Source organism: Paenibacillus lentus, assembly GCF_042714055.1.
GTDB classification, from domain to species: domain Bacteria; phylum Bacillota; class Bacilli; order Paenibacillales; family Paenibacillaceae; genus Fontibacillus; species Fontibacillus lentus_A.
This window is the reverse complement of record NZ_JBHGVC010000003.1, coordinates 26,989-40,379: the sequence shown is the minus strand read 5'-3', so window position 1 is coordinate 40,379 and position 13,391 is coordinate 26,989. Positions and strand designations below refer to the sequence as shown.

The following is a 13,391-nucleotide window of genomic DNA, read 5'->3' as shown; positions in this document are numbered from 1 at the left end:
AAACGATAACTTAGAACGCGCTAGTGCTTCATCGTTGTTTCCTTTTGGCTCGCACCGCTTTGCAAAGCTCGCGCGAAAGCTCCTTCACTTCCTTCCAGTCTTCCGGCGAAACGGCCTTCGGACTATAATTGGCTTTTTCGAAGCTAAGCAGCAAAGGCTGGAGCAGGTGCGCCCACTCAGGCTGCTTCAATCCCCAACGATCGAAGGATTCCCTCATGGTTTCATGCTCTTCTCTATAGAGTCCATGCCGCCGCAATCGCCGAACCGTGCCAAGCACTTCAAAGGAAACTTTCTCTCCCCAGGTTAAACTCCGCCCAAGACGGATTCTTAATAACGCTAAAGATAGCTCCGTACGGAAAAGATAAATAACGGACAAGACGAGAGCTGCAACCGATAGACCGAAAACCCAGCGTAGCGTCCCAGGATCAACCTCATTCAGTATGCTGGACGACTCCTCGCTGCTCTCGCTCTCCTCTACCGGATCCTCCGCCCATGTCTCCATGCTCTCCTCTTCTGGTGTCAACAGCGTCGGATCGAAGCCCGGGGTCGCTTCAAACGGAATCCAGCCGTATTCCTCTCCAAAATACAGCTCGGCCCAGGAATGCGCATCCGAATTGCTCACTCTGTAGCCGCTGTCCATTTCTGGAAAACGCTGCAGCGTTTCGGCGCTGGGCATGCTGCCCGGCGCATAGCCTTTTACCCATCTGGCCGGAATTTGCATGGAACGGGCCATCATCACCATGGAGGTTGAGTAATAATCGCAATACCCCTGTTGAATCTCGAACAAGAAGCTTTCAACGAAATCATCGCTTTGCTTCCGGGATAGATCCGGCTTATTCGTATACTCGAAGTTTTGTCTAAGATAGGCCTGCAGAAGCTCCATTTTCTCATACGGAGTGCTTCCCTCCGCCGTAACCTCCTGCGCCAGATCACGTACCCTTTGCGGAAAATCCGACGGGATTTGCAGGTACTTGCTGTCCAAGCTTTGAGAAGAATAAAGCGTGTCATAGCTAGCTTGCCTTAATTCGTCCACCGGAATGATCGGGATCTCGGCAACAACCTTGTACCGCTTCGGATAATTATAACCCAGCTCGGCCCCGCGAAAGCCGTTCCAATGCAGCTCCGCTTCCTTGCTGGCCCAGTTCATTCGCGGCCGTACTTCTTCTTCTACATCCAGAACTTCAACACGGCTGATGGAATAGCCCCCGAACAGGACAGGGTAGGTACGCTCGGTCTGCATTGTCACGATCTGCTCTACCTTGCGGGTCTTCACCTTGCCTGCTTCACGATTGACCAGAGGCTCGCTGTCGGAGCCTCCTGCATAGAAATGCGTATCCCGCCCTTCCTTGCTTAAGTCTGCCCAGCCTGTTCCGGTATAGATCCGGCGCGTCTCCCCCCGCCAGTAAGAGCGCACATCTGAAGCAATGCTCATGACTGGGCTGTAGCTAAAATCAAACCCGTCTCCTAAACGGGTATCATCCCGGCTGTAGCCGGACAGTACTTCCTCTGGAGAGGCCGGCGTCGTTATGACGCTTGTTTCACTTGACGGAACGGCTCCCGGTATGGGTGCCTGCTCGGCGCCGCCTCTTTTTTTCCAAGCAGAATACGGGTCGGTTAAAGTCGGCGAGACCGAAGGCATGCTGATGCCAATCAACAGTACCGAAGCGAAAATAATGACGATATTCAATGTAATTTTAAGCGGTTCTTTGCGCAGCTTTACCCACCCTTGGGGGTATTTGAGCTGGAATTTGCGAAAATGCAAGCATACGAGCCAGCCCAGTCCGGCAAATACGAGCCAAGCTACGTTTCCCCATAAATAATAGGAGGTAAAAGAATCGAGTATCGTGAATGCAAGCAAGTTGCAGCTCAGGAACATCACGACTCTGGCTCTGTCCGTCAGCAGGCGGATCAGCAAATCGAACAATCCCCAAGCGGCCAAAGAAAACCAAATATAAGGCGAGGCATGTACTACGAGCTGAACTATTTGATCCGGAATGATCGGACCGTTAGGATAATATATATAAGTGCCTAGAATGACTCGGAGAATGACCACGACGGCCAGCCCCTTGATCGTCCAGTTAAGCCGTGGCCGGGAGTGAAGCAAGGCTTCACATAAGGCGACGGCGATTAGTGTAGCCGTAACAAGAGCTGTCGTCTCCTGAAACCATATCGGCTCCGTATAATCAACCCACTGCAGGGCGATGATCATCATCCAGAGAATGACGAAGAGCCTGTACCATGTAGGTTCAATCGGCTTGACCGATCTGTTCATGCCAGCCCTCCCCCCATCGAAGCGGGAAGACCCTGCAAAGAGGATACGTAAACTCCCCTAATCCCCTGATTTTGCAAGGCCGATTGCCAAGATGACCGTGATCCTTCCCTTTGAGCAGCAGCTCCTACCTGAATTTGATAAGGTGTCATCTGCTTGGTCTTTGCCCATCGCAGCACGCGCATCGCTGACTCATCCGCCAGCGGACTGATGAATATGAAGAAAGAGCCTGCCGGGTAAAAGTCGTGCATTTCCTCCAGCCTATCTCTATGGCTTCCGTAGCCGTCAGCATCGATATCCACCAAATGGTGAATCATGTGCTGACGCTCAATGTATCCTTCGGCTGGCGCAAACCTACGAAGATCCTTCCCGAGCGTGCACAGACCCATGCTGATTCTTTCCCGTGAGCCATACTCCAATAATGAAGCACATATAGATACCGCTAATTCAAACTGCTGCGGAGCAGCGTAGCTGATCTTGTGCGCATCCAGGACGAGTACGGTCTTTGGCAGTGACTCATGCTCAAATTCCTTCGACTTCCAGGTTCCTGTCTTCGCCGTGGCATTCCAGTGTATTCTCGAGATCCGGTCGCCGTATACATAGTCCCGCACCCCGTTGATTTGCGTTGTTTCTCTGCGGGAATTGGAGATGGCCGTTTCAGGCCCAGGCAGTCTCGAATTACGGCTGTAGAGCTGCCAATGCGGGATAAATATCGTTCTCGGGAGCACGCGAAATTGTCCGCTGGCCTGAAAATTCCCTTTATGCTCCATTAATCCAAAAATATCCTCAGACGTACATTCCGTGCTTTCAAATTCGTATTGCCCCCGTTCCAACGGAGGCGTATTGTACACGAGCTTTGCCTCTCCTCGCACTTGGGGAACGACACTGTCCTCGAAGGCCCAAGAATCGCCATTATGCCGCTTCATAACTTCTCGAACAATAATATAAGGCAGCGGCAGCAGGCGAGGGAGCTGCAACTGAAGCTTAATCTGTGCCTGATCACCCGCCCGTAGCATAAATTGCTCTCCCTCCAGCGAAAGCATCGTTCTGCTGCCTTTGATATGGCGAATTCCGCCAAGACTGCTCAGAAGCCAGTAACAAACGAGCAGGGAAACCATTGTGAACAGCATGAGCGAAGTTTTGCCGCCTTGAAATAAAAGATAGAAAAGACAAATAACCCATAAGGAGGCCACCCTCCAAAATTTCAACGAACGTACGCCTGTTTTCCATGTACTAAGCAAGGCACGCATCTTGTCAACCTACCGACGACACGGGCACATGCGCCTGATTTATAATTTGCTGAAGAACCTGATGGGTGTTCACGCTGCCAAGCCGGGCTTCGGGACGGAGCAGAATCCGGTGCCCTAATACATAAGTCGCCAACGTTTTGATATCGTCGGGAATGACGTAATCCCGCTCTTGAAGGAAGGCATAGGCTTTGACGGCCATCACAAAAGCAAGCGACGCCCGCGGGCTTGCGCCGAGGATAACAGCATCATGCTCCCGGGTGCGACGAACGATGTTAAGCAAATAATCGCTTAAGGCATCGCTCAGATAAACGTCGCGAATCTCCTCTTGAATAGCAGCGATTTCATCCATGGTGGTTACCGCTTGAAGCTGATCTACCGGCTGACCTTTGGTATGAAATTGCAGCATGGCCTTCTCTGTCGCTGCATCCGGATAGCCCATCGCTATTTTCATCATAAAACGATCCAACTGGGCTTCTGGCAGCATATAGGTACCTTCGAAATCGATGGGATTTTGCGTTGCGCAAAGCATAAAGGGATGCGGGAGATCATATGTATGTCCGTCCGCGGTTACGCTGCGTTCCTCCATAACTTCAAGCAAGGCGGATTGCGTCTTTGTTGTTGCCCGATTGATTTCGTCAGCAAGCAAAATATTCGTCATGACCGGGCCGGGCCGAAATACAAAACGCTCTTCATGGGGATGGAATACGGACACGCCTGTAATATCGCTTGGCAAAATGTCAGGATTACACTGGATGCGTCGGTATTCCCCTCTCATGGATCTAGCCATTGCTTTAATCAGCTGGGTTTTCCCCGTTCCGGGCACATCCTCTATTAATACGTGACCTCCAGCAAGGAGAGCAGTGAGAAGAAGGGTTATTTCAAATTCTTTCCCTAATATGCAAGATTCCAGGTTCGTTCGGACAGCAGACATCGTTTGTATCGATTGCTCTCTTACGGGCATCAATAATTCCCTCCTCAGACATAATTCGTCACACATATACTTATTGTACATGAAGCAGGGAGGGGAAGTATACTCCACCCACATAAGAAAACGCCTCAGAGCGTCCTTATGAAGCTTTGACTTTTTAGGCCAGCGAATGAGCAGCTTGCCGTTCCAAGCGCGTGATGCCGCGCTGCATGATGATGCTCGGTGGAACACATGTTGCTGCGAGCTAGAGGCAAATTTTGGACAGATGCGGCCATGAGCAAAGATGCGATTCTGAGCATAGATTCTGAGCATATAGGTGACCTTGTATGCAGGTGACTGTGAGCACATTTGCTGGCTAAGCATACATGCACTGTGAGCATAGAGCGCTCAATGCATGGGGGGAACTGCGAGCATCCGTAGACTGTGAGCATATTTTTGGGCTGCAAGCATCCATGAGACTACAAGCATACACGCGATTGTGAGCCCACGCGACCGTAAGCATACATGCACTGTTGGCACGCATTTTTTCCGGGAACATAGGTGCGGCCTTAAAATATAGATGGATTTCATGCGTCTATTTTAATTCCTGGGTAGAGTTTTTGCGAAATAGATGGATTTCGTGCATCTAATGCAATACTTTTTACCGTACTCGCCCTATTACCCTGTTTTAAGTACAGAAAATCCAGTTAATTGTTTGTTCGGCGATATATTACATCATTTAAATACAACAAATCCAGTTATTAAATTATGCGTTCATATACAATTATGCGATCAAATACAATGCGGTATTTTTTGCAATATCAACAAAAACCCCCTAAAGCAGGAACGCTTTATGGGGGAGTCTAATTGTTTATTATCCTCTTGTTATCCTCTTGGACGGACGACAAGCGCTGCCAGAAAAGAGAAAATAATCGCTGCCGATATACCTGCGCTAGTGACTTCAAAAATCCCGGTGATGACTCCGATCCAGCCATCCTTCTGCAGTTCGGTCAAAGCGCCATGAACCAGCGAATTCCCGAAGCTTGTAATCGGAACAGAAGCGCCGGCCCCAGCAAATTTAACGAGCGGATCATACCAGCCGAACGCATCCATTACAGCGCCCGCCACAACCAATGTACTCATCGTATGGGCCGGAGTCAGTTTAAGGACGTCGAACATTAATTGTCCAACGACGCAGAACAAACCTCCGACGATAAACGCCCACAGAAAAATCATGATTCACCATCCTCCATTTCCAGAGCTACCGCATGAGCAATGCAGGGTATGCTCTCACCCTGCTGATATGACAGAGGTGACAATAAGGCCCCTGTCGCAATAACGAGCACTCGGCCTAGCTCACGTCGTTTTAATTTTTTTAGAATATGTCCATAAGTGACGACCGCAGAGCATCCGCACCCGCTGCCTCCCGCCAAGACATATGGCTGCTTTTCCCGGTCATAAATCATAAGGCCGCAATCGTTGAATTCCGTTCCGGCCATGGATAGTCCATCTTTTGTCAGCATATCCTTAACAATGGCATGTCCTACGGAAGCCAGATCTCCTGTTACGATCAAATCATAGTCATCCGGAGTACGTCCGGTATCGCGAAAATGAGCTACGATCGTATCCGCCGCCGCAGGGGCCATCGCTTCCCCCATATTGAAGGGATCTTTCACGCCAAGATCCTGAATTTTTCCGATTGTGGCATGGGTGATCCTCGGCCCAGAGCCTTGCGATGAAACGACAGCGCAGCCCGACCCTGTGATTGTATATTGCGCAGTCGGCGGCTTCTGCGAGCCATATTCGGTCGGATAACGAAACTGCTTCTCCACCGTGCAGTTATGGCTGGCGGTTCCAGCCATCGCGTATTCAGCTCCCCCTGAATCAACAATGAGCGCAGCCAGGGCAAGGCTCTCCATGGAGGTGGAGCAGGCTCCGAATACGCCAAGATAGGGGGCGGCGATCTTTCGCGCTGCAAATGTGGTGCTAATGATTTGATTCATTAAGTCCCCGCCGATGAAAAATTGCAGCTCGTCCCGAGAAATCCCGGCATGAACAAGCGCAAGCGCAGAGGCGTGCTCCAGCAGCTTGCGCTCGGCCTTCTCCCACGTTTTCTCGTCAATTTCAAGATTGTCATAGCTGAAATCGAAATCAGCGGACAGCGGGCCATCTGCTTCTTCGGGGCCAACGACCGCTGATGCACCGAGGATGACAGGTTTAGAGTCGAACCTCCAGGTTTGCGAGCCGATTAACATCGTTAATGCACTCCTCCCAAACCAAAAATAACATGGACCATGCCTACAATAAATGCAGCCACCACACCAAACACAATTACAGAGCCTGCCAGCTTGAACATATTGGCTCCGACGCCAAGCACAATTCCTTCCGCCTTCGATTCTATGGCCGACGAGCACATCGAGTTCGCAAAGCCCGTAACCGGCACGGCCGAACCGGCTCCTGCCCACTGCCCGATTTTATCGTATACCCCAAGCGAGGTCAGAACGACGGAAATAATGATCAGTACGGCAACGGTAGGACTGCTTGCCTCCTGAGAGGTCATATTGGCAAATGTCATGAATAGCTGCTGAATGCACTGACCAATCAGGCAGATCGTACCCCCAACGAGAAAAGCTTTAAGGCAGTTTCCAACGATATTGGTCTTGGGTCTATGCTGCTTGGCAAGGTCTTTATACTCCTCTTCATTCATGGACAACGAATTAAGCTTTACTCTAGATCCTGATTTGCTCTTGGCTGGCAATCGCTACTCCTCCTTCCTCATTGATGCCTCATATGAATAACAGCTATGCTTCATATAGATTCATTCTTTGCCACATATTATTTGCTGTATCTGCGCTTGTTATGTTTGGTAAATCATCCATGTCAGGAAGTCGCCGCTTTAACATAAAAAAACAGCGCACTCCTGTGCTTCATGCTAGGAGATGACGCTGTCTTAACTTATTCATACAGTTACAAATATTGAAGAATGATAACAAGCAAAACGAACAATAAACAAATCACCAACCAGTCTCTAGAGTATCGCTCCATTGCTATGCCTCCCTCGACTCTCCACAAGAACTTGCTGCAGTATATGATTCTTTCCCTGATCCGGTGCCGATTCTATGTGAAAGAACCAGGGATACAACGTTAGCCATTTGGATTATGGACAATCCACCTATGCTGGTTCATACTGAATAAAGACGGAAGGAGAGAACAACATATGAATGATAAAACATTGGAATTATTTAAAAATCTCACCGAGTTCCCCGCTGCTCCCGGATTCGAACGCGAGCTGCGGGCTTGGTTCAAGGAGCGGTTGTCCGCTTATACGGATAAATTTGTGCAGGATCGATTGGGAAGCTTATTCGGTGTTCTGCAAGGGGATGAACAGGGCCCGCGCGTTATGGTTGCCGGCCACTTTGACGAGGTAGGCTTCATGACGACCGGCATTACCGAGAACGGCATGGTGCACTTCCAACCGCTCGGCGGCTGGTGGAGCCAGGCTGTCCTGGCCCAACGCCTGCAGATCATTACCCCCAAGGGCCGGGTTACCGGCGTCGTAGGCTCGATCCCGACCCACCTGCTGGATGAGGCTCAACGCAGCAAACCGGTAGATATCAAGACGATGTATCTTGATATCGGTGCGGACAGCCGCTCAGAGGCCGAAGCAGCCGGCATCGCTCCGGGACAACAAATCGTCCCGATCTGCGAATTCACGCCGATGGTCAACCCGAAGAAGATTATGGCCAAAGCTTGGGACAACCGCTATGGCGTAGGCCTGGCCATCGAGCTGATGGAGGCGCTCCATGGCGAGAAGCTGCCGAATACGCTATACTGCGGCGCTACAGTACAGGAAGAGCTGGGCCTTCGCGGTGCTCGGACATCCGCGAACCTGATTCAGCCGGATATTTTCTTTGGCCTTGATGCCAGTGCGGCAAACGATATGACCGGTGACAAAAAAGCCTTCGGCCAACTAGGACAGGGCGCTCTGCTCCGTATTTATGACCCGACCATGTTGACGCACCGGGGAATAGTGGAATATATCCAAGATACGGCCGATACCAACAGGATCAAATACCAATATTTCGTATCCCCCGGCGGAACGGATGCAGGACAGGTACATTTAAGCGGCATCGGCGTTCCTTCTGCCGTTGTCGGCATTTGCTCCCGCTACATCCATACCTCCTCCTCGATCATTCACACGGATGATTACGAGGCTGCCAAGGAGCTGTTGATCAAGCTGGTCAAAGGTCTGGATCGAACCACTTTGAATACGATTCTGGAAAATGCCTGATTAAAAACCAAGGGATGTACCTGCGGAGCGTCATGCCTCGTCAGTACATCCCTTTTAAATCTTTATTCGCACAGATCTCTGCCGTCTACGCAGGGAGCCTGCCGGACAGCTTATTCCAGCATTGCTGCAAATTTTCGGCCGCCCACTTTATATGGTTCTCGTCGCTGTATTGCCGATAAATGCATTCGATGCGCAGTATCAACGCCAGATACCAATCGTATAGCTCCATTCTTTCACGCTCGGCGTTCGTGAATGCCTCTTTTCCGTACCCTCTGCAGAATGGAAAGTTATCACCGGCCATCGACCGGAAGTAATACTCCATAAGCGGGTCGCCCCATAGCGCTCTTTCACAGTCGATCAACCCGGTAATCCGCCCATTCTCTACGAATACATTGCCATCCCACAGATCCCAGTGTACGAGGCTTGGCGTCGCCACTTCCTTCAAAAAAGCTTCCCGCTGCCGGAGAACGACAGCAACTTCCTCCTCATCCGCAGGCAGCTTTATATTTTTGTCCTGCGCATCGAAAGGAGTCCGCTTACCATGGCGGCGAATACTGTCGGCCAGTCGTTGCCTTGCTCTGTTTCCTGAGCATAGTAAGCGAACCGATTGCTCCGAATGGTGTTAATGCGACGGTTCAACTGGCCGAGCTCCTCTTCAATCTGCCGCCGTTCTTCCGCTGCTAAAAGTTCCTTTACCTTGTTATAAGGCTGTCCCGGGAGGAATTCCATCAAAAAGCATTCGTGGCCGTTCTCGGTCTCGGCCTCATAATAATATACCCTCGGTACCGGTACGGCCCCTGTTTCCTTCAATAGACGAAGTACCTCCACTTCGGCCTTCATGACACTTCGTTGATAACGCATCATCCCTGCTGCCGGCTCAGGCGCGACCTTTAAGACCGTCCTCATCCCGTCATCCAAAGTCAAGGCATAGGCGGAATTAAACCAGCGATCGTTGAGCTCATGAACGGAAACGATCGACCTTCGGCCTTGAAAGGCGCGATGAATCAAGGAGTTCAACTCTTCTCGGCACAGCTTCCGTTTCATCGGGTTATGCATACGATTATTCTCCTACATGAAATAATTTTTGCTGTTAAATAAATGAACCGCAAATTCCCTAAGGATCTGCGGTTCATCATCATGTCAAACTTATAATGCTAATTCAGCCGTCAGCCAATTATTGCTGCGCGCCTTCCAAAATAACGACTCCGCGTCCAGGAACGGTAACGGAACCGGAGACGAGCTCATTCGCCAGCAGATCTTTCTTATCCGTAGAGCCGATATCGACGCTGGCAGCTTCGGCGTTGTGGTTAAGCAGGAACAAGTATTCCATGCCATTCTTCACCCGCCGTGCGACTTCTACGCCGGCCGGCGCCGCAGCCAGAGGCTTAATCCCTTTCTCCGCACATAAGTTGGAGAGGAAGCCCTGCAGGAAAGATTCTTCCGGGCTGCTGGCTACATAGTAGGCTTGGCCGGAGCCAAATTGATTTTTTGTTAGAACAGGCATGCCCTGATAGAAATCATCGCCATACTCGGCCAGAACCTCTGCTCCTTCGGAGTGAATCAGATCGCAAAGCAGACCGCATTCATATTCGCCCTGGAGTTCTCCCCATGGCTGCTTCATCACGACTCGGTTCTTCTGATCCGGGAACAGCGCATCAATCTCTTCCGCCCAAATCCCCAGCAGGGAGCGCAGCTCTCCAGGATATCCTCCTAACGTAACGATGTCGTTCTCATTGACGATACCGCTGAAGAAGGTCGTTACGAACGTCCCGCCATTCGCTACGAACTCCTCCGTTTTTTTGGCAAAGCCTTGCTTCACCATATACATCACGGGAGCAATCACCAGATCGTATTTGCTGAAATCTTCCTCTACACTTACCATGTCTGCCTCAATATTCAATTTAAAGAGCGCATCGTAATACTTATGCACTTCATTCACATAATTCAAAGCGACGGTCGGACCGCTCGACAATTCCGTTGCCCAACGGTTTTCCCAGTCGTACACGATCGCCACCTTGGCTTCCGTTCTCGCGTCGATCAGCTTGTCGGACAACTGCTGCAATTCGCGCCCTAGCTCCGCACATTCCCGGAATACCCGCGTATGCTCGTGTCCAACGTGCTCAATAACCGCACCATGGTACTTCTCGCAGGCCCCGATGGAACGGCGCAATTGGAAAAACATCACCGTATCCGCTCCTCTGGCAACGGCCTGATAGCTCCACAAGCGCATCACGCCCGGCCGCTTCAACGAGTTATAAGCTTGCCAGTTTTGCTGGCTCGGCGTTTGCTCCATGAGCATGAACGGCTGGCCGCTTTTAAGTCCGCGCATCAAATCATGGCTCATCGCCGTGAAGCTGATTGGTGTATCAAGGGATGGATAGTTGTCCCAGGAGACAACGTCCATCGCCTTGCCCCACTTGAAGTAATCCAGCTCCGGGTAGGTTCCCATCAGATTCGTCGTTATTGGAATATGAGGAGTATGCTTCTTAATCTCATCATGCTCCAGTTTATAGCACTCCAGCAAGCTGTCGTTCATAAATCTGCGGTAGTCAAGAGAGATGCCTTGGAAGTTCGTGCGGTTGCCGCTCCATTCTTCACTCAGCTCACTCGGCTGAACCACTTCATCCCACTCATAAAAAGTATGTCCCCAGAAGCGCGTATTCCAAGCCTTGTTCAAATTCTCAATCGTACTGTAGCGTTTCTTAAGCCATACGCGGAAGGCCTTGGCGCAGTTGTCGCAATAGCAATAGCCGCCGTACTCATTGGACACATGCCAAACTAAAACGGCAGGATGATCCTTATAACGCTCTGCCAGCTTTCCGGCAATGCGAGTGGAGTATTTGCGATAGGTCGGGCTGTTCGGGCAGGAATTATGTCTGCCGCCGAACTTGCGCTTTCTGCCCTGTACGTCCACACGCGTCACATCGGGGTATTTTTTCGCCATCCAAGCTGGATGAGCTGCCGTGCTTGTACCCAAGCAGACGTATACCCCATTGTTATACAACCGATCTATCGTGGCATCCAAGGCCGTGAAATCGTAGGTTTCTTCATCGGGCTGAAGGAGAGCCCAGGCAAAAACGTTAATTGTCGCTACATCAATGCCCGCCAGCTTGAACATGCGGTCATCCTCGCTCCACACCTCCGGCCCCCATTGCTCCGGATTATAGTCCCCGCCGTACCAAATCTTTGGCAGCTTATCATTAATCAATGCAATACACATCCTTTAATGAAATATAATTATATTATCATTGTAATATCTTCGTTTTCTGCTATATATATAATATTATTGATTAAGGATATAATAATATGGAACTTTAACAAGCAGGTGATCCTAATGAGTGCAAAAGCGATGCGCCGGTTTGTATTTTCCCCCTCCGGCAGTGCGGGTCTTCCGATCAGTGTAGAAAGCCTTGGCTATAATCCGGTACAGGAGCAAATCACCCGGCCAGACGGGTATCCCCGCTATCATTGGATTCAGACCGAGGAAGGCGAGGGAATTCTGAATTATGCCAACGAAATGGTCAAGCTGACAGAAGGAATGGGGATACTGCTGCCTCCAGGTCTGCCACATAGCTATGAGGCTTCCCCTGCGGGGATATGGCGTACTTATTATTTAACGTTTGGCGGCGAGGCCGCTGCGCATATTATATCTTCCTTTGGCGTGCAGACTTCAACGCCATATCGCCTGGATTCCGATTCGCCCTTCGTTCCCCTGCTGAGCCATATGCTCGCCAGACTAGATACGGACACCGATATGTTCGGGCTCGACACGTCCACGGATGCCTATCGTTTCCTTGGCCTGCTAAGCAAATACGGCCAAATTAGCCAGACGTCAGCATCACGCAACATCGAAAGACTAATCCCCGTGTTGAAATGGATGGAGAAAAGCTTCCGGGACAGCGATGTCGGGCTGGATGATCTCGCCGAAATCGCGCAAATGTCAGGCCGCCAGTTAAGCAAGCTATTTCAGCGGGCTTTTGGCCTGTCCCCGTACGCCTACTTCGTGCAGATGCGCATTCACAAAGCGAAGGAGCTGCTGGCCAGCCGTTCCGAATTAACGGTGGCCGCGATCGCGGAGCATACCGGATTCCGAGATCCAAGCCATTTCGTGGCTACGTTCCGCAAGAATACCGGTATGACGCCGCAGCAATTCCGTAAAATGCATTCATAACAAGACATGAAAGTCACAATCTAAAAAAGAAGGGACGGCATCCCTTCCATCATGAACTTAAATCATATCCGAGTTCAAAGGATGGGAATGGCTACTCGTAGCTATAAGCTTTCCTGAACCCCAGTCAGACTAGGGGGGCTTATACAAAAAGGCCCAGAATACGGAGTACTCCATCTTCTGGGCCATCTTGCAAATGTTTTTATAATCTGACTTACTTTAAGCAGATTTATTTTAATTTTTAAGCCAATATCTTATCTATGATAAGTTAAACTATAGATTTTACGGTAAAAGCAGCCGTGTGAAATGTTCTTTCGAAATTGTATGATTTTTCGTACAAAACTATACTGCCGACCGCCTTGCGCACGCCTTTGTATGATTTTTCGTTCAAAACTGTTGCTGCAGTCGACAAGGTCGGATTCCGCTTGTTTTCGCCTCCGTATAACCCTATACAACCATCCGTTGAATAGCGTGGAGGACGATGGCCATGGCCGTAAGGCGGATAT

11 protein-coding genes are annotated in these 13,391 nt (G+C 50.3%); 2 read left to right on the top strand and 9 right to left on the bottom strand.

What is annotated here, in order from left to right; all coding sequences use genetic code 11:
• Nucleotides 1–28: 28 nt before the first annotated feature.
• From ACE3MQ_RS06970 to spoVAC, 6 genes are all read right to left on the bottom strand, one after another.
• Complete coding sequence (locus ACE3MQ_RS06970) at nucleotides 29–2,272, bottom strand: DUF4129 domain-containing transglutaminase family protein (RefSeq protein ID WP_379391898.1); 2,244 nt, start codon at nucleotides 2,270–2,272, stop codon at nucleotides 29–31.
• Nucleotides 2,269–3,519: a DUF58 domain-containing protein gene (locus ACE3MQ_RS06965; RefSeq protein WP_379391897.1), complete on the bottom strand. Its 1,251-nt coding sequence runs from the start codon at nucleotides 3,517–3,519 to the stop codon at nucleotides 2,269–2,271. Before ACE3MQ_RS06965 ends, ACE3MQ_RS06970 begins: the two co-directional genes overlap by 4 nt.
• Before the next feature lie 4 nt (nucleotides 3,520–3,523).
• Nucleotides 3,524–4,480 carry an AAA family ATPase gene (locus ACE3MQ_RS06960; RefSeq protein ID WP_379391896.1) on the bottom strand — a complete coding sequence of 319 codons (957 nt, stop codon included), beginning with the start codon at nucleotides 4,478–4,480 and terminating at the stop codon, nucleotides 3,524–3,526.
• Nucleotides 4,481–5,311: 831 nt separating this feature from the next.
• The gene (gene spoVAE, locus ACE3MQ_RS06955) at nucleotides 5,312–5,662 is read right to left on the bottom strand and encodes a stage V sporulation protein AE (RefSeq protein WP_379391895.1); all 351 of its coding nucleotides are present in this window, start codon (nucleotides 5,660–5,662) and stop codon (nucleotides 5,312–5,314) included.
• The gene (spoVAD, locus tag ACE3MQ_RS06950; protein WP_379391894.1) at nucleotides 5,659–6,681 is read right to left on the bottom strand and encodes a stage V sporulation protein AD; all 1,023 of its coding nucleotides are present in this window, start codon (nucleotides 6,679–6,681) and stop codon (nucleotides 5,659–5,661) included. Before spoVAD ends, spoVAE begins: the two co-directional genes overlap by 4 nt.
• A gap of 2 nt (nucleotides 6,682–6,683) precedes the next feature.
• A complete protein-coding gene (gene spoVAC, locus ACE3MQ_RS06945) occupies nucleotides 6,684–7,184 on the bottom strand; it encodes a stage V sporulation protein AC (RefSeq protein WP_379391893.1) in 501 nt (166 codons plus the stop codon).
• Between the two features lie 459 nt (nucleotides 7,185–7,643).
• On the opposite strand from spoVAC, the gene ACE3MQ_RS06940 reads away from it, so the two are divergent.
• A complete protein-coding gene (locus ACE3MQ_RS06940; RefSeq protein ID WP_379391892.1) occupies nucleotides 7,644–8,717 on the top strand; it encodes a M42 family metallopeptidase in 1,074 nt (357 codons plus the stop codon).
• A gap of 85 nt (nucleotides 8,718–8,802) precedes the next feature.
• On the opposite strand, the gene ACE3MQ_RS06935 is transcribed toward ACE3MQ_RS06940, so the two are convergent.
• The 3 genes from ACE3MQ_RS06935 to ACE3MQ_RS06925 form a co-directional block, all read right to left on the bottom strand.
• On the bottom strand, nucleotides 8,803–9,270 hold the full coding sequence (locus tag ACE3MQ_RS06935; RefSeq protein ID WP_379392454.1) for a phosphotransferase family protein: 468 nt from the start codon (nucleotides 9,268–9,270) through the stop codon (nucleotides 8,803–8,805).
• Entirely contained in the window at nucleotides 9,219–9,773 is a 555-nt protein-coding gene (locus tag ACE3MQ_RS06930; RefSeq protein ID WP_379391891.1) for a phosphotransferase family protein, read from the bottom strand. The genes ACE3MQ_RS06935 and ACE3MQ_RS06930 overlap by 52 nt, the downstream gene beginning before the upstream one ends.
• Nucleotides 9,774–9,891: 118 nt before the next feature.
• Nucleotides 9,892–11,925, bottom strand: coding sequence for a beta-galactosidase (locus ACE3MQ_RS06925; protein ID WP_379391890.1), 2,034 nt, complete (start codon nucleotides 11,923–11,925; stop codon nucleotides 9,892–9,894).
• A 126-nt stretch (nucleotides 11,926–12,051) separates the two neighbouring features.
• Here ACE3MQ_RS06925 and ACE3MQ_RS06920 point away from each other — a divergent pair, with 126 nt between their 5' ends.
• Complete coding sequence (locus ACE3MQ_RS06920; protein WP_379391889.1) at nucleotides 12,052–12,888, top strand: AraC family transcriptional regulator; 837 nt, start codon at nucleotides 12,052–12,054, stop codon at nucleotides 12,886–12,888.
• The last annotated feature ends 503 nt before the right edge of the window (nucleotides 12,889–13,391 follow it).

Bases quoted from the DNA above. Each gene is read 5' to 3' on its own strand.
- ACE3MQ_RS06970 (WP_379391898.1), bottom strand. From the start codon at position 2,272: ATGAACAGATCGGTCAAGCCGATTGAACCTACATGGTACAGGCTCTTC.
- ACE3MQ_RS06965 (WP_379391897.1), bottom strand. From the start codon at position 3,519: ATGCGTGCCTTGCTTAGTACATGGAAAACAGGCGTACGTTCGTTGAAA.
- ACE3MQ_RS06960 (WP_379391896.1), bottom strand. From the start codon at position 4,480: ATGCCCGTAAGAGAGCAATCGATACAAACGATGTCTGCTGTCCGAACG.
- spoVAE (WP_379391895.1), bottom strand. From the start codon at position 5,662: ATGATTTTTCTGTGGGCGTTTATCGTCGGAGGTTTGTTCTGCGTCGTT.
- spoVAD (WP_379391894.1), bottom strand. From the start codon at position 6,681: ATGTTAATCGGCTCGCAAACCTGGAGGTTCGACTCTAAACCTGTCATC.
- ACE3MQ_RS06940 (WP_379391892.1), top strand. From the start codon at position 7,644: ATGAATGATAAAACATTGGAATTATTTAAAAATCTCACCGAGTTCCCC.
- ACE3MQ_RS06930 (WP_379391891.1), bottom strand. From the start codon at position 9,773: ATGCATAACCCGATGAAACGGAAGCTGTGCCGAGAAGAGTTGAACTCC.
- ACE3MQ_RS06920 (WP_379391889.1), top strand. From the start codon at position 12,052: ATGAGTGCAAAAGCGATGCGCCGGTTTGTATTTTCCCCCTCCGGCAGT.